16 protein-coding genes are annotated in these 14700 nt (G+C 66.8%); 13 read left to right on the forward strand and 3 right to left on the reverse strand.

The window, feature by feature from the left end; all coding sequences use genetic code 11:
* The first annotated feature begins 10 nt into the window (after positions 1-10).
* The 10 genes from PRL19_RS12050 to cysE all read left to right on the forward strand — a co-directional run bounded on the left by PRL19_RS12050 (position 11) and on the right by cysE (position 9025).
* Positions 11-424, forward strand: coding sequence for a phage major tail protein, TP901-1 family (locus PRL19_RS12050; RefSeq protein ID WP_045999351.1), 414 nt, complete (start codon positions 11-13; stop codon positions 422-424).
* Positions 424-738 (forward strand): gene transfer agent family protein, encoded by a 315-nt coding sequence (locus PRL19_RS12055; protein WP_273743113.1) that lies wholly within the window; start codon positions 424-426, stop codon positions 736-738. The genes PRL19_RS12050 and PRL19_RS12055 overlap by 1 nt, the downstream gene beginning before the upstream one ends.
* Positions 735-989 carry a rcc01693 family protein gene (locus tag PRL19_RS12060; RefSeq protein ID WP_273743114.1) on the forward strand — a complete coding sequence of 85 codons (255 nt, stop codon included), beginning with the start codon at positions 735-737 and terminating at the stop codon, positions 987-989. The genes PRL19_RS12055 and PRL19_RS12060 overlap by 4 nt, the downstream gene beginning before the upstream one ends.
* Entirely contained in the window at positions 976-1620 is a 645-nt protein-coding gene (locus PRL19_RS12065; protein WP_127898341.1) for a phage tail tape measure protein, read from the forward strand. The genes PRL19_RS12060 and PRL19_RS12065 overlap by 14 nt, the downstream gene beginning before the upstream one ends.
* 13 nt (positions 1621-1633) lie before the next feature.
* Positions 1634-2266, forward strand: coding sequence for a DUF2460 domain-containing protein (locus PRL19_RS12070; RefSeq protein WP_217844466.1), 633 nt, complete (start codon positions 1634-1636; stop codon positions 2264-2266).
* The gene (locus PRL19_RS12075; RefSeq protein ID WP_273743115.1) at positions 2263-3096 is read left to right on the forward strand and encodes a DUF2163 domain-containing protein; all 834 of its coding nucleotides are present in this window, start codon (positions 2263-2265) and stop codon (positions 3094-3096) included. The genes PRL19_RS12070 and PRL19_RS12075 overlap by 4 nt, the downstream gene beginning before the upstream one ends.
* Positions 3089-3514: an NlpC/P60 family protein gene (locus PRL19_RS12080; protein ID WP_273743116.1), complete on the forward strand. Its 426-nt coding sequence runs from the start codon at positions 3089-3091 to the stop codon at positions 3512-3514. The genes PRL19_RS12075 and PRL19_RS12080 overlap by 8 nt, the downstream gene beginning before the upstream one ends.
* A gap of 24 nt (positions 3515-3538) precedes the next feature.
* Positions 3539-7420, forward strand: a complete 3882-nt coding sequence (locus PRL19_RS12085) for a baseplate multidomain protein megatron (RefSeq protein WP_273743117.1) — start codon at positions 3539-3541, stop codon at positions 7418-7420.
* Complete coding sequence (locus PRL19_RS12090) at positions 7410-8120, forward strand: DUF2793 domain-containing protein (RefSeq protein ID WP_273743118.1); 711 nt, start codon at positions 7410-7412, stop codon at positions 8118-8120. Before PRL19_RS12085 ends, PRL19_RS12090 begins: the two co-directional genes overlap by 11 nt.
* Positions 8121-8197: 77 nt before the next feature.
* Positions 8198-9025, forward strand: coding sequence for a serine O-acetyltransferase (gene cysE / locus PRL19_RS12095; RefSeq protein ID WP_045999342.1), 828 nt, complete (start codon positions 8198-8200; stop codon positions 9023-9025).
* 2 nt (positions 9026-9027) lie between these two features.
* Here cysE and PRL19_RS12100 read toward each other — a convergent pair whose 3' ends face one another.
* Together PRL19_RS12100 and PRL19_RS12105 are read right to left on the reverse strand one after the other, a co-directional pair.
* Entirely contained in the window at positions 9028-10080 is a 1053-nt protein-coding gene (locus PRL19_RS12100; protein WP_273743119.1) for a quinone-dependent dihydroorotate dehydrogenase, read from the reverse strand.
* Entirely contained in the window at positions 10077-10412 is a 336-nt protein-coding gene (locus tag PRL19_RS12105; protein ID WP_139597533.1) for a DUF952 domain-containing protein, read from the reverse strand. The genes PRL19_RS12100 and PRL19_RS12105 overlap by 4 nt, the downstream gene beginning before the upstream one ends.
* A 141-nt stretch (positions 10413-10553) precedes the next feature.
* On the opposite strand from PRL19_RS12105, the gene PRL19_RS12110 reads away from it, so the two are divergent.
* The 3 genes from PRL19_RS12110 to PRL19_RS12120 all read left to right on the forward strand — a co-directional run bounded on the left by PRL19_RS12110 (position 10554) and on the right by PRL19_RS12120 (position 14220).
* A complete protein-coding gene (locus PRL19_RS12110; RefSeq protein WP_273743120.1) occupies positions 10554-12155 on the forward strand; it encodes a bifunctional metallophosphatase/5'-nucleotidase in 1602 nt (533 codons plus the stop codon).
* Between the two features lie 89 nt (positions 12156-12244).
* Positions 12245-12838, forward strand: coding sequence for a nicotinate-nucleotide adenylyltransferase (locus tag PRL19_RS12115; protein WP_273743121.1), 594 nt, complete (start codon positions 12245-12247; stop codon positions 12836-12838).
* Positions 12835-14220 carry a D-alanyl-D-alanine carboxypeptidase gene (locus PRL19_RS12120; protein ID WP_273743122.1) on the forward strand — a complete coding sequence of 462 codons (1386 nt, stop codon included), beginning with the start codon at positions 12835-12837 and terminating at the stop codon, positions 14218-14220. The genes PRL19_RS12115 and PRL19_RS12120 overlap by 4 nt, the downstream gene beginning before the upstream one ends.
* On the opposite strand, the gene PRL19_RS12125 is transcribed toward PRL19_RS12120, so the two are convergent.
* Entirely contained in the window at positions 14217-14639 is a 423-nt protein-coding gene (locus PRL19_RS12125; RefSeq protein ID WP_045999336.1) for a tellurite resistance TerB family protein, read from the reverse strand. The two genes, PRL19_RS12120 and PRL19_RS12125, sit on opposite strands and share 4 nt — an antisense overlap.
* Positions 14640-14700: the final 61 nt, after the last annotated feature.

The raw sequence follows: 14700 nt of genomic DNA on the forward strand, positions 1-14700 counted from the left end.
AGATGGGACAATGGCAGTGCAAAGCGGACGTGATCTGCTGATCAAGATGGACATGTCGGGCAACGGCACGTTCGAGACCGTGGCGGGCCTGCGTGCGACGCGCCTGTCCTTCAACGCCGACACCGTCGACGTGACCAGCATGGACAGCGCCGGTGGCTGGCGCGAGCTGTTGGGCGGTGCCGGCGTGCGCAGCGCGTCGATCGCCGGATCCGGCGTGTTCCGCGACGCGGCCACCGACGGGCGCGCCCGCCAGGCGTTCTTTGACAGCGAAATCCCGTTGTTCCAGGTCATCATCCCTGATTTCGGCACCGTGGAGGGCCGGTTCCAGATCACCGGCCTGGAGTACGCGGGCAGCCACGACGGAGAGGCGACCTATGAGATGTCGCTGGCTTCGGCAGGGGCGCTGACCTTCGTGGCGCTGTGATGGCCAACCCGATGCGCGGCGAGGTGTCGCTGATGCTGGATGGCCGGCCGCATGTCGCGCGCCTGACCCTGGGCGCCCTGGCCGAACTGGAGGCGCAGCTTGAGGCGGACGGGTTGACCGGGCTGGTCGCCCGTCTTGACGCCGGGCATTTCTACAGTCGCGAGATCTTGGCTGTGCTGGTGGCCGGGCTGCGCGGCGGGGGCTGGACGGGGCAGGCGGGTGATCTGACAGCGGTGCAGATCGACGGTGGTCCGCTGGAGGCCGCCCGCGTTGCCGCCCGCCTGCTGGCCCTGGCCTTTCGGGCGCCTGCATGAACGGGCGCGTCGGGGGGCTGGACTGGGCGGGCCTGATGAGGGCGGGCCTGCAGGGGCTGCGTCTGCATCCCGATCAGTTCTGGGCACTGACCCCTGCCGAGTTGGGCCTGATGCTGGGAATGGGTCCGACGGCACCCCGCATGACCCGTGACCGGCTGGCCGATCTTGCAGCCCGATATCCCGACGCGCCCGCACCGGCGGGCGTGGTCTTGGCTGAAACGACGGGGGATCATCAAGATGACCACACGTGACGGGACCGGCACCGCGCTGGACCAACTGGACGACGATCTGGGCCGCAATTCCCGCATGACGCAGGAGTTCCAGGCGGAACTGGGCAGATTGCGCCAGTCGATGATGTTCACCACGCGCGAGGTCGGTACCCTGTCCTCGGGGCTTGAGCGTGGCTTGGGCCGCGCCATCGACGGCTTGGTCCTGGACGGCGGCAAGCTGTCGGACGCGTTGAAATCGATTGGGCAGTCGCTGGCCGATACCGTCTATGGCATCGCCATGAAGCCCGTCGAGAACGCTTTGGCAGGGTCGATCGCGGGCGGCATCGGCGGGATGCTGGGCGGGGTGATGCCCTTTGCCAAGGGCGGGGCATTCGCCAACGGACGCACCATGGCCGGAGATGTCGTCTCCGGACCAACGGCATTTCCGATGCGCGGCGGTCAGGGGCTGATGGGCGAGGCCGGGCCCGAGGCGATCATGCCGCTGCGGCGCGGTCCCGATGGCAAGCTTGGCGTCGCCGCAGCCGGGGGTGGGGGATCGGTGAACGTGACGTTCAACATCCAGACCCCCGACGTGGCCGGGTTCCAGCGCAGCCAGTCGCAGATCGCGGCGCAGATGTCGCGCGTGCTGGCCCGCGGCGAGCGAAACAGCTGAGAGGAGGCAGAAGATGGCGTTTCACGACGTAAGATTTCCGACGAACCTGTCCTTTGGCGCCATCGGCGGTCCCGAGCGGCGCACCGAGATCGTGGCGCTGGCCAGCGGGTTCGAGGAGCGCAACACCCCCTGGACGCATGCGCTTCGCCGCTTTGACGCGGGCATGGGCCTGAGGTCGTTGGACGACCTGTCGGAGGTCATCGCCTTTTTCGAGGCGCGTGCGGGGCAGCTGCACGGGTTTCGGTGGAAGGATTGGTCCGACTACAAGAGTTGTCTGCCGTCAGCGGCCCCGGCATTCGGCGATCAGGTGATCGCGGTCGGGGACGGGCAAACGCGCGTCTTTCCGTTGTCGAAGGCCTATCGATCCGGTGCGACGGTCTATCGTCGGCCCGTGACCAAGCCGGTCCAGGGTTCCGTGCGCGCCGGGATCGGGGGTGCCGAGGTGTTCGTCGGCATCAACTATGTCGTGGACCATGTTGCCGGACGCATCATCTTTGACGAGGCCCCGGAGGCAGGCGCGGACATCTCTGCCGGGTTCGAATTCGACGTTCCGGTGCGCTTCGACACGGATCGGATCGCGGTATCCGTCGCGTCGTTCCAAGCCGGGCAGGTCCCCGACATTCCGGTCGTGGAGGTTCGGGTATGACGACGACGACAGTTGCACGGGCTTGGTCCGTGCGCCGAGCGGATGGTCTGACGCTTGGCTTTACCGATCATGACCAGCGGCTGGTCTTTGGCGGGGTGACCTTCCGCCCTGACCGCGGCCTGACCGCGCGGGCGCTGGTTCAGGGAACCGGACTGTCGGTCGACAACTCCGAGGCGGTCGGGGCGCTGAACGATGATGCGATCACCGAGCGCGACCTGATGGCCGGTCGGTGGGACCAGGCGGAACTGCGTATGTGGGAGGTCGACTGGGGCGATGTCGCCCGTCGCAAACTGGTGTTTCGCGGGTCTTTGGGCGAGGTCTCGCGTGCGAACGGGGCCTTCCGCGCCGAGCTTCGCGGCCTGTCAGACGCGCTGAACGCGCCGCAGGGGCGCGTCTATCATCCCCGGTGCAGCGCGCGCCTTGGCGATGGGGCGTGCAGGGTCGACCTGAGCGCGGAAAGTCTGAGCGTGCTGCGCCAGGTTCAGGTTATGGACGATGGACGCGTCTTCACGTTCACCGCATTTCCGGCCTTTGACGCGGCGTGGTTCGATCATGGGCGGCTGGAGGTTCTGTCCGGAGCAGCGCAAGGTCTGCATGGTGCGATCAAGAACGACACTGCACGCCCCGGTGGCCAGAGGATTATCGAGCTGTGGTCCAGTCTGGGCATTCTGCCCGCCACCGGCGACCAGATCCGACTGACGGCAGGATGCGACAAGGCTGCGGATACGTGTCGGCTGAAGTTTCGCAATCATCTGAACTTTCGCGGGTTTCCTCATCTGCCGTCCGAGGATTGGCTGATGGCGCCTCAGGCAGGACGCCGGAATGGATAGCCCGGTCGTCGATGCCGCCCGGGTGTGGCTGGGCACGCCTTATGTCCATCAGGCCAGCGTCCGGGGCTGTGGTGCCGATTGCCTCGGGCTGATCCGCGGCGTCTGGCGCGACCTGTATGGGGCGGAGCCCGAGGCGCCTCCGGCCTATACCGCCGATTGGGCCGAATGCGGCAGCATCGAAGTGCTGCTGTCCGCGGCCATGCGGCACCTGCGTCCGGTCGATGATGCGGACTGGCAGCCTGGGCAGGTGCTGTTGTTTCGGATGCGGCAGGGCGCCATCGCCAAGCACTTGGGCATCCTGTCGGCCGCGGGCGATGCCCCGCGGTTTCTACATGCCTATACCGGCCACGGTGTCATCGACAGTCCGCTGACCCCTCCGTGGCAATCCAGGATCGTGGCGCGGTTCCGCTTTCCCTGACCAATTCGAACGAAGGAGGCCCTTATGGCCACGATTGTCCTGTCTGCCGTGGGTGCGTCGCTTGGCGGAGGTTTCGGGGGGGCGGTCCTTGGGCTGTCGGGTGCCGTTCTGGGCCGTGCAGCAGGAGCCGTCCTGGGTCGTGCCATCGATCAGCGCCTGCTGGGCGGTGGGGCGAAGGCCGTCGAGACGGGCCGGATCGACCGCCTTCGCATCCAGACAGCCGGAGAGGGCATGGCCATCCCCCGGATCTGGGGACAAATGCGCCTGCCTGGGCATGTCATCTGGGCATCCGACCTTGAAGAGGTCACGCGGTCCGAGAATGCGAGTGGTGGAAAGGGCGCGCCCAGCACCCAGGTGACCCAGATCAGCTATCGTCTGTCTGTCGCATTGGCGTTGGCCGAAGGTCCGATCCTGTCAGTGGGCCGGGTCTGGGCCGATGGCGAGGAGATTGCACAGGCGGATCTGAACATGCGGATCTATCGTGGTGGCGAGGCGCAGATGCCGGACCCCGTGATCGCCGCCATCGAAGGCGACGCGGCCCCCGCCTATCGCGGGACGGCCTATGTCGTATTGGAGAACCTGAGCCTGGAGCGGTGGGGCAACCGCATGCCGCAACTGAGCTTTGAGGTGACATGCCCGGCGCGTGACGGCAGCGGCCTGTCGCGCGACGTCCGAGCCGTCGCCCTGATCCCCGGCACGGGGGAGTATTCGCTGGCCACGACGCCGGTTACCGAAAGTGGTGACCTGGGCGAAAGCCGCAGCTTCAACACGAACACGCCGATGGGCGGGACCGACTTTCGTGCATCGCTGGATGTCCTGGGGCGCGAACTGCCGAATGTGGGTTCGGTTTCGTTGATCGTGTCCTGGTTCGGCAGCGATCTGCGCATCGGTCAGTGCCGTGTGCAGCCCAAGGTCGAATACCGTCAGGTCGACGGGGCGGAGATGCCGTGGCGCGCGGGTGGCATCGGCCGTGCGGACGCGGCCGAGGTCGCGCGCAAGGATGGACGTCCGATCTATGGCGGCACGCCGTCTGACCGCTCGGTGATCGAGGGGCTCAGGGCGCTGTCGGCGTCGGGGCGCAAGGCGATCTTCTATCCGTTCATCCTGATGGAGCAACTGGGCGGCAATGGATTGACCGACCCTTACGGCGCGACCGAACAGCCTGCCATGCCCTGGCGCGGCCGCATCACGACCAGCGTCGCCCCCGGCCGGACCGACACCACCGACGGCACGTTGGCCGCCGTCGATCAGGTGGCCGCGTTCTTCGGATCGGCTGCTCCGACCGATTTCGCGCGCATCGGTGAGACCGTCACCTATTCCGGTCCGGCCGAATGGTCGTACCGGCGGTTCATTCTGCACTATGCTCATGTCTGCGCGGCGGCGGGCGGTATCGATGCCTTTCTGATCGGGTCCGAGATGGTCGCGATGACCCAGATTCGCGGTCCGGGAAACACCTATCCCGCCGTTGCGGCCCTGCGCCGCCTGGCTGCAGATGTCCGCGGCATTCTTGGGCCGAACGTCAAGATCGGCTATGCCAGTGACTGGTCGGAATATTTTGGCCATCACCCCGGAAATGGAGAGCTGTTCTTTCATCTGGACCCGCTGTGGGCAGACCCGAACATCGATTTCATCGGCATCGACAACTATATGCCGCTGTCCGACTGGCGCGATGGCGACGACCATCTGGATGCGTCCTGGGGTCGGATCGACAATATCGACTATTTGCGCGCCAATGTCGCGGGAGGAGAGGGGTACGATTGGTTCTATGCCAGCGACGCCGACCGTCTGACACAGAACCGTACGCCTATCACGGACGGTGCCTATGACGAGGCCTGGGTCTGGCGTTACAAGGACCTGACGGGCTGGTGGCAGAACCTGCACTACAACCGCCCCGGTGGTGTGCGGCAAAGAGAAGCGACCGCATGGGTGCCCGGGTCGAAGCCGATCTGGTTCACCGAGTTCGGCTGCGCCGCCCTGGACAAGGCGACGAACCAGCCGAACAAGTTCCTGGACGCGATGTCGTCCGAGAGCATGCTGCCGCATTTCTCCAACGGTACGCGGAACGATGCGATCCAGGCCGCCTATGTCGAGGCGACGATGGCGCATTGGCGCGACCCGGCCAACAACCCGGTCAATGCCGATGGCATGCGGATGCTGGACGTGGACCGCGCGCATGTCTGGTGCTGGGACGCGCGGCCCTATCCGGCCTTTCCGGGGCGCGGCGATCTGTGGTCGGACGGTCCTGCGTGGGATCGCGGACACTGGCTGAACGGGCGTGCGGGCGCTGTCACGCTTCGCGCCGTGGTCACGGACATCTGCAAGGGTGCGGGTGTAAGCGCCGTCGATATGTCAGGAATATCAGGCGTGGTGCGGGGCTATGCCCTGCAGGGTTCCGAATCCGGGCGGGCGGCATTGCAGCCCCTGATGCTGGCACATGGGTTTGACGCGGTAGAGCGCGACGGCGTGCTGAAGTTCGTCTCGCGTGACGGACTGGCACGCGCGCAGATCGGACCCGATGACCTGGCCATCACCGGCGACGTGACCGGGTTCGAGACCGTCCGTCAGATGGAATCCGCGAACATCGATCAGCTGCGCCTGAGCCATGTCGCGGCAGGGGGCGACTATGCGGTCGCGACGGCCGAGGCCAGCCTGACGGATATCGACCGTCGCGCCGTGTCCGAAAGCGAACTTGCCATGGTGCTGACCCGCCCGGAAGGGCGCGCCATCACCGACCGCTGGATCGCCGAGGCCGAGGTGGCGCGCGATACGGCACGGTTCGCGCTTTCGCCATCACGTGCGGATCTTGGCCCTGGCGACGTTGTCGTGACGCATATGCCGGGGCAGGAGAGCCGCCGCTGGCGGATCGACCGGGTCGAGCGGGCGGGAGCCATCACGGTCGATGCCGTCAGGGTCGATCCCGGCCTCTACACGCCGCGTCTGGCACATCAGGATCAGGGCGGTATCGGCCGGTATCTGCCGCCGATGCCCGTGTTCCCGGTGTTCATGGACCTGCCCCTGCTGCGGGGCGACGAGGTTCCGCATGCCCCGTGGCTGGCGGTCGCGGCCCATCCCTGGCCGGGATCGGTCGCGGTCTATGGCTCCGCCGAGGCCGAGGGCGGGTTCGACCTGAACCTGATGCTTCAGCGCCGTGCCCTGATCGGTCGGACGCTGACGCCATTGGGGCGTGCAAGCCCGGGTCTGATCGACCGGGGCGAACCGCTGCGTCTGCGGATGCTTCGCGATCCGTTGCGGTCCGTGAACGAACGCGCGTTGCTGTCGGGTGCGAACGCGATGGCGATCGGGGACGGCAGCCTGATCCGATGGGAGATCATCCAGTTCGCGAACGCAGAGCTGGTGGCGCCGGACACCTGGCAGATCAGCCGCCGCCTGCGTGGGCAGGCCGGCACGGATGCGATCATGCCGGATGTCTGGCCCGCTGGCAGTCTGGTCGTGCTGCTGGATGGCGGCCCGCGCCAGGTCGACCTGCCACCCTCCACTCGCGGCCAGGAGCGGTTCTGGCGGGTGGGTCCGGCCCTGCGGGCGCCGGACGACGCCAGCTACCGCAGCCGTACGACGGTCGCGCCGGGGATCGGGCTGCGGCCCTATGCGCCCTGCCACCTGCGCAAGCAGGACAATGACATCACCTGGATCAGGCGCAGCCGGATCGAGGGTGATGGCTGGGACGGCGCCGACGTTCCGCTTGGCGAGGAATCGGAACGCTACCTGCTGCGCCTGATCCAGGCGGGACAAGTCGTCGCCGAGGCGCAGACGCAGACCCCGTCATGGACCATCCCCGCGGCGGTCCGCGACCAGTTGCAGCCCGGACAGGTCACGATCGAGGTGGCTCAATTGTCGCAGACCTTCGGGCGCGGCCCCTTTGCAAGGAGAGACTTCAATGCCCAGTGAAACCGCGCGCCTTCAGATGGCCCTGTTGCAGCCCGCGCAGGCCCAGAAGCACGTCACCGTCAACGAGGCGCTGATGCGGCTGGACGGCATGGTGAACCTTGTATTGCAGAGCGTGTCGACGCAGACGCCCCCGGCAACAGTTCTGGATGGCCAGTGCTGGGGCGTTCCCGCGGCGCCCACGGGGGCATGGGTGGGGCAGACGGGGCGCATCGCCGTCGGATCGAACGGCGGGTGGGTCTTTCTGCCGCCGTCCCGCGGCATGCGCGCGTTCGTCGCCGACAGGGGGGTGGAGGCCATTCATGACGGCACTGCCTGGATCGTCGGCGCGATGAGCATGGGAAGCCGCGGGTCGGGCCTGGTCACCGGGATGGCCGAGGGCGAGGTCATCTTGGGCACGGGCAGCAGCACGGTGACCGGGGTCTTCATCCCGGCGGGTGCGCTGGTGATCGGAGCTGTCGGGCGGGTTACGGCCACTCTGACCGGTTCGCTGACCGGCTGGCGTCTTGGTACGGCGGGGGCGTTGAACCGCTTCGGTCAGGGCCTTGGCAAGCAGCAGGATTCATGGGCAAGGGGGATGCTTGGTTCGCCCATGGCCTATTACCAGGCCGATCCGCTGATCGTCACGGCCGAGGGCGGCACGTTCACGGGCGGGCGCATCTCTCTGGCGGTGCATTGGCTGGAAATGCGGCTACCGAACTGATCGACCGGGCCCGCCCGTCTTTTCCCGGACCGCATTCTGTCCTATGTAGGAGGTTAGACAGACCGGGCGGGCCTAAGATGAACATGCTGCATACCGAAAAGACACCGCTGTCCCTGGACCGTGATGCGATCTGGGCGCAGCTGCGGGACGAGGGGCGGGCGGCAGCCGCCGCCGAGCCGCTGTTGGGTGCGCTGATCCATGCGGGGCTTTTGCATCACAAGAGCCTTGAGGCAGCACTGGCCTATCGGCTGTCGCTGAAGCTGGCATCGGGCGAGATGAGCGAACAGATCCTGCGCGAGATCGCCGATCATGCCTATGCCAATGCCCCTGAACTGGGGGACGCCGCGCGGGCCGACCTGATGGCGGTCTATGACCGCGATCCGGCGACGCATCGGCTGATCCAGCCGCTGCTGTTCTTCAAGGGGTTCCAGGCGCTGCAGGCCTATCGGATGGCGCATTGGCTGTGGCAGCAGGATCGCAAGGATCTGTCGTACTTCGTCCAGATGCGGTGCTCGGAATGCTTTGGGGTGGACATCCATCCCGCGGCGCGCATCGGCACGGGCATCATGATGGATCACGCCCATTCCATCGTCATCGGTGAGACGGCGACCGTCGGCAACGACGTGTCGATGCTGCATTCTGTGACGCTTGGAGGGACCGGCAAGGAGGATGGCGACCGTCATCCCAAGATCGGCGACGGCGTGCTGATCGGCGCGGGCGCCAAGGTTCTGGGTAACATCCGCGTCGGGCACCATTCGCGGATTGCGGCCGGGTCGGTCGTGCTGCACGAGGTTCCGTCCTGTAAGACCGTCGCGGGCGTCCCCGCCCGCGTCATTGGCGACGCAGGTTGCCCCGAACCATCGCACAGCATGAACCAGCTGCTGGGCGCCGACGACTACGGCTAGGGTCAGTCGGCCCTGGCGCTGCCTCTCAACTCGTCGAGGGTGATGCGCTGGCGGGTCAGCCGGTCGTCCAGCGCCTCTGCCAGGCGGGGCGCAATCGACAGTCCCTGATAGATCATGGCCGAATAGATCTGCACCGCCGTGGCGCCGGCTCGCAGCTTCTCCCACACATCGTCCACGCTGGTAATACCGCCGACGCCGACAAGCGGCAAAGCGCCTTTCGTTTCCCGATACAGCAGGGAAAGGACGCGGGTGGACCGGGCAAACAAGGGGCGACCTGAAAGCCCACCTGCCTGTCCGGCATGCGGTCCGGTGATGCCGTCACGCGACAGCGTCGTGTTCGTGGCGATGATGCCGTCCAGCTTGGCATTCATGGCGACCGACGCGACCTGCGCGATTTCAGTGTCGGTCAGATCCGGGGCGATCTTGACGAAAACCGGCACGCGCTTCGCCAGGCCGTCCCGCGTTGTCAGAACCCGGTCCAGCAAGGCAGACAGTGCCTCTGCCCCCTGCAAGTCGCGCAGGCGTTCCGTGTTCGGCGACGAGACGTTTACGGTCACGAAATCCGCTGATTGTCCCGCGACGCGCAGGACCTGGGCAAAGTCCTCGGCCCGGTCCGTGCTGTCCTTGTTGGCGCCTAGGTTCAATCCGACCGGCACGCCCGCGGGACGCGCCGCCAGGCGCCGGCCGATCACGTCCGCACCTTCGTTGTTGAAGCCGAACCGGTTGATGATGGCTTGTTGTTCCGTCAGTCGGAACAGGCGCGGTTTGGGATTGCCCGGTTGCGGGCGCGGTGTGGCGGCCCCGACCTCCAGAAAGCCGAAGCCGGACCGCATCAGGGGGGCGATGACGCGCGCGTTCTTGTCGTATCCCGCAGCAAGGCCAATCGGGTTGGGCAACGTCATTCCCGCCAGAGACACCTGCAACCTGTCGGATGTCACGGCTCGACCGTGCAGCGGCACCACACCGTGTGCCAGCGCCGCGATCGACAGGTCGTGCGCCCGTTCGGCGTCAATGCGGTGCAGCGCGGCAAGTCCCAGCTTTTCGACCACGCTCATGGCGCGATCCCCGTGTCGTGACCCGCGTCGGTCAGGCCAATGGGTCGCGACCATTGCACATCCGCCAGCGTCAATGCCCGGTACAGATGCGGGAACAGCGCCCCGCCGCGCGACGGCTCCCACCGCAGATCGGGAGCCAAGGCGTCCGGATCGCATGACAGCAGGATCAGCCCGTCCTCATTCGCAAAATGCTTGGATAATGTCACCGACAGCTGCTGGGCCGTCGAGAAGTGGATATAGCCGTCGGCCAGATCGACGGGCGCCCCGAGGGTGCGGCCGTCCTGCTGCATCTGGGCCCATTCGGCCGCGCGAAATACCTTGAAGATCTGCATGGCGGCATTTGCCTCCGCCCGGGGCTGCGGGTCAAGACGTCATCGGCCTCCATGCCGCCCAGGGACCTGAAGGTTTGACCCGCCCCGTCGGCTGCGCCAAGCTGCCGGGGCCAACCAACAGGGCCACATAGGGAATCAGGGATGACACGACGCCTTCTTGCCGCCGCATCCGCCATCGCGCTGTTCGCAGGAACCGCGCAAGCCGAAACCGTTCTGCACATTCTTCACACGAATGACGTCCACAGCCGGATCGAGCCGATCAGCGACCGCGACAGCACATGCGATGCGGAACAGACCGCCGCGGGCGAATGCTTTGGCGGGATGGCCCGCATCGCCACCAAGATCAAGGAACTGCGCGACCGGATCACGGCCGAGGGCGGGAACGTCATAGTGCTGGATGCGGGCGATCAGTACCAGGGATCGCTGTTCTACACGACCTACAAGGGCACCGAGGTGGTCGAATTCATGAACGCCATCGGCTATGACGCGATGGCGGTCGGCAACCATGAGTTCGACGACGGACCCGAGGGTCTGGCGGTACTGACCGACGGCGTCGACTTTCCGGTCCTGTCCAGCAACATCGACGTTTCCCAGTCGAACGTGCTGGCCGACAAGGTCGCCAAGCACACCATTCTGGAGGTCGGCGACCACAAGATCGGCATCGTCTCGGCCCTGGCCATGGACACGCCTGAAACGGCGTCGCCCGGGCCCAATGTCATCTTTCAGGATGACGCCGACAGCCTTGCTGCGGCAGCGGCGGAACTGGCCGATCAGGGCGTCGACAAGGTCATCGCCCTGACCCATGTCGGCTATCTGCGCGATCTGGAACTGGCAGCCGAGGTGCCGGGGATCGATGCGGTCATCGGTGGCCACTCTCACACCCTGCTGGGTGACATGGAGGGCGCGACGGCGGCCTATCCCACCATGGTGGACGGGGCAGACGGCGCGCAGGTGCCTGTGGCGCAGGTCTATGCCTATGGCAAGTATCTGGGCCATCTCACGCTGACCTTCGATGATGCGGGCGTTCTGACGTCGGTCGAGGGCGAGCCCATTCTGCTGGACGCCTCGGTTCCCGAGGACGAGGCGATCGCCGCCCGCGTGGCCGAGATGGCCGAACCCATTGCCGCGCTGCGCGAGGAGGTGGTGGCCAGCACATCGGCGCCGATCAACGGCGACCGGGACGTCTGTCGTGCGCAGGAATGCGAGATGGGCAATCTTGTGGCCGACGCCATGCTGGACCGCGTAGCGGATCAGGGCGTCACCATCGCCATCCAGAACGGTGGCGGACTGCGCGCGTCGATCGACGAGGGCGAGGTGACGATGGGCGAGGTGTATACCGTCCTGCCGTTCCAGAACGTCTTGGCAACCTTTCAGCTGACTGGTGCCGATGTCGTCGCCGCACTGGAGAACGGCGCCAGCCAGTACGAGGAGGCCGCAGGCCGTTTCGCGCAGGTGGCGGGACTGAAATACACCGTCGATCCTGCTGCTGAACCGGGCGCGCGCATCAGCGAGGTGATGGTGCAACAGGATGGCGAATGGGTGCCCATCGATCCTGCCGCGACCTATGGCGTCGCCACCAACAACTACATGCGCGGGGGCGGCGACGGGTACGAGATCTTCGCGACGGGCGGCCAGAACGCCTATGATTTCGGACCCGATCTGGCCGAAGTGGTGGCGGATTACCTGGGCGCGCGTCAGGAGGGCTATGCCCCCTATGTCGATGGCCGCATCACCGTGAAATGACGCCAAGGGGTGCCGGGCCGTGGGTCTGGCACCCGCTTTTTGCGGTCCGCGTGCTTGGCGCGGACGTCGCCTTGCGCTAATCGGGCCGGATGCGAACGGGCTTTCCCCTCGCGCGGCCAGGCCAGCGCATCGGCATTCTGGGCGGGTCCTTCGATCCGGCCCATCAGGGGCACCTGCTGATCAGCCAGGTCGCCCTGCGCAGGCTGGGTCTTGACCGGGTCTGGTGGCTGGTCTCTCCCCGAAACCCGCTCAAGGCGCACGGCCCCGCGCCGTTGGCGACGCGCATGGCCGCCGCCCGTGCCAACGCCCGCGATCCCCGAATCCTTGTCACCGACATCGAGGCCAAGCTTGGCCTGCGCAAGACGGCGGATACCCTGCACGCGCTTGCGCGGCTTTATCCGGGGGTGCGGTTCGTCTGGCTGATGGGGTCCGACAACATGGTGCAGTTTCACCATTGGGACCGCTGGCGCGCGATCGCCGACCAGGTGCCGATCGCCGTGATGGCCCGGCCCGGATCGCGGCTGGCGGCCCGTCATGCCGTTGCGGCCACCATCCTGCGCCGCGCGCGCCTGCCGGAAGCGCGGGCCGCTTTGCTGGCGCAGGCACGGCCGCCGGCCTGGGTGCTTTTGAACCTGCCGATGTCAGGCCTGTCCTCCACCGAACTGCGGAAAGGGCTGCGATGACGCTGAACCGACGCCGGATGCTGACCATGATGGCGGCCGCGACCCTGGCCCCCAGTGCCCTATCTGCTCAGGGGCTGGACCTGCGCCCCCGGCCGCGACCGCTTCCGGAACCCGGCGATCTTGTCACGCGGTCCGGTCTGCCCGGGCGGGTGGCCTTTGCGCTGACCGACGGGACCGAACCGCTGGCCCTGCGCCAGGCGGGGGCGCTGCTGGCGCCGGCCAGCACGATGAAGGCGATCACTGCGCTTTATGCGCTGGACCGGCTTGGCCCGGCCCATCGGTTCCGCACGCGGGTGATCAGGGCAGGGGACACGCTGATCCTGGCGGGCGGCGGCGACCCTGTGCTGACCACCGATGACCTGGCGCGTCTGGCCGACGATCTTGTCGGGCTGAAGACCCCAAGCCCTGCGCGCTTTGCTGTCTGGGGCGGCGCCTTGCCCGGCATCGCCGAAATCGCCCCCGAACAGGACGATCATCTGCCTTACAACCCCGCCATCTCGGGGCTGATGCTGAACTTCAACCGTGTCCATCTGGGCTGGACCCGCGTGGGCGTCGACCATCAGATCAGTGTCGAGGCGCGGGCGGCCGACAATTCCCCCCGCGCCTATACCGTCACCGCGATGCCGGGCGACCAGTCCGACCTGTTCTCCTATCGCCATGATCTGGAACGCGAATATTGGACGGTGTCGCGCGCCGCGATGGGCCGAACGGGCAGCCGCTGGCTGCCTGTACGCCTGCCCGAACTTTATGCGGCGGACGTGTTCCAGACGTTGTGCCGCGCCCGCGGGCTGGTCCTGCCCGCGCCAGACGTCATCGACCGCCTGCCAGCGGGCCAGGACATCGCGTATCATGACAGTCCCCCGGTCGAGGCGCTGGTCCGCGACATGCTGGAATATTCCACGAACCTGACGGCTGAGGCGCTTGGACTGCATGCCAGCGGTGCGCCCGATCTGGTGCAATCGGGACAGGCGATGCGCGGCTGGCTGGACGGGCTGGGGCAGGGGATGCGTCTTGCCGATCATTCGGGCCTGTCGGATGCCAGCCGGATCAGCCCCTATGCGATGACGCGCGTCCTAGCGGGGCCGGGGCGCGATCTGCTGTTGTCGCGCCTGATGCGGCGCAATCCGCTGGCCGACGACGACCACCCGGTCAACGCGCCGGTCGCGGCCAAGACCGGGACGCTGAACTTTGTGTCGAACCTGGCCGGATATGTCACCGGGACGTCGGGAACCGAAGGCGTGTTCACCATCTTCTGCGCCGATGCCGTGCGTCGCCGGGCCACCATCGGAGAGGAGCTGCCCGCAGGGGTCAGCACCTGGACACGGCAGGCCAAGGCGCTGCAGGCCGATCTGCTGAACAGTTTCGCGGGTCGTCTGGCCTAGACGGTCATGTGGCGCACGCGGGCCGACAGCTCGATCGCGGCGGCGTGCAGGCGACTGATGTTCAACTGGTCGCGGATCTCGGCCAGCATCATGACCTCGCCCTCGTACAGGCGGCCGTCGGCCGCGCCCACATCGCAGGCCAGGGCATAGGCCGTCTCATAGAGCTTCTCGGGCAGCGCGTCGCGGATCAGGCCGAACAGCGCGTCCACGCCGTCCTCTTCGTCGAACAGCGTCATCACGGTCTGGCTGATCGGCCGGATGCGGTCGTCGTCATAGGCCGCAAAGACCGGCGCATGGTCGACCATCCGCTGGATCGCCACCAGTTCGGACGTGCGGATGGTGCTGTCCGAGCAGGACACCGCCACCATCACCGCGACAAGCGCATCGCAGGGGGACAGGGAAGGCAGGTCGATGGTCATGGCACACTCCGCTTCGTTCGGGTGCAAATTATTGACGATCTGCGGCGCTTTCAATAAGCGT

It is taken from the genome of Paracoccus marcusii (assembly GCF_028621715.1).
GTDB lineage: Bacteria > Pseudomonadota > Alphaproteobacteria > Rhodobacterales > Rhodobacteraceae > Paracoccus > Paracoccus marcusii.

Coding starts and splice junctions, on each gene's coding strand:
- PRL19_RS12090 (WP_273743118.1), top strand. CDS start 7,410: ATGCCCAGTGAAACCGCGCGCCTTCAGATGGCCCTGTTGCAGCCCGCG.
- PRL19_RS12105 (WP_139597533.1), bottom strand. CDS start 10,412: ATGCAGATCTTCAAGGTATTTCGCGCGGCCGAATGGGCCCAGATGCAG.
- PRL19_RS12060 (WP_273743114.1), top strand. CDS start 735: ATGAACGGGCGCGTCGGGGGGCTGGACTGGGCGGGCCTGATGAGGGCG.
- PRL19_RS12125 (WP_045999336.1), bottom strand. CDS start 14,639: ATGACCATCGACCTGCCTTCCCTGTCCCCCTGCGATGCGCTTGTCGCG.
- PRL19_RS12050 (WP_045999351.1), top strand. CDS start 11: ATGGCAGTGCAAAGCGGACGTGATCTGCTGATCAAGATGGACATGTCG.
- cysE (WP_045999342.1), top strand. CDS start 8,198: ATGAACATGCTGCATACCGAAAAGACACCGCTGTCCCTGGACCGTGAT.
- PRL19_RS12085 (WP_273743117.1), top strand. CDS start 3,539: ATGGCCACGATTGTCCTGTCTGCCGTGGGTGCGTCGCTTGGCGGAGGT.
- PRL19_RS12070 (WP_217844466.1), top strand. CDS start 1,634: ATGGCGTTTCACGACGTAAGATTTCCGACGAACCTGTCCTTTGGCGCC.
- PRL19_RS12120 (WP_273743122.1), top strand. CDS start 12,835: ATGACGCTGAACCGACGCCGGATGCTGACCATGATGGCGGCCGCGACC.
- PRL19_RS12065 (WP_127898341.1), top strand. CDS start 976: ATGACCACACGTGACGGGACCGGCACCGCGCTGGACCAACTGGACGAC.
- PRL19_RS12115 (WP_273743121.1), top strand. CDS start 12,245: ATGCGAACGGGCTTTCCCCTCGCGCGGCCAGGCCAGCGCATCGGCATT.
- PRL19_RS12100 (WP_273743119.1), bottom strand. CDS start 10,080: ATGAGCGTGGTCGAAAAGCTGGGACTTGCCGCGCTGCACCGCATTGAC.
- PRL19_RS12055 (WP_273743113.1), top strand. CDS start 424: ATGGCCAACCCGATGCGCGGCGAGGTGTCGCTGATGCTGGATGGCCGG.
- PRL19_RS12110 (WP_273743120.1), top strand. CDS start 10,554: ATGACACGACGCCTTCTTGCCGCCGCATCCGCCATCGCGCTGTTCGCA.
- PRL19_RS12075 (WP_273743115.1), top strand. CDS start 2,263: ATGACGACGACGACAGTTGCACGGGCTTGGTCCGTGCGCCGAGCGGAT.
- PRL19_RS12080 (WP_273743116.1), top strand. CDS start 3,089: ATGGATAGCCCGGTCGTCGATGCCGCCCGGGTGTGGCTGGGCACGCCT.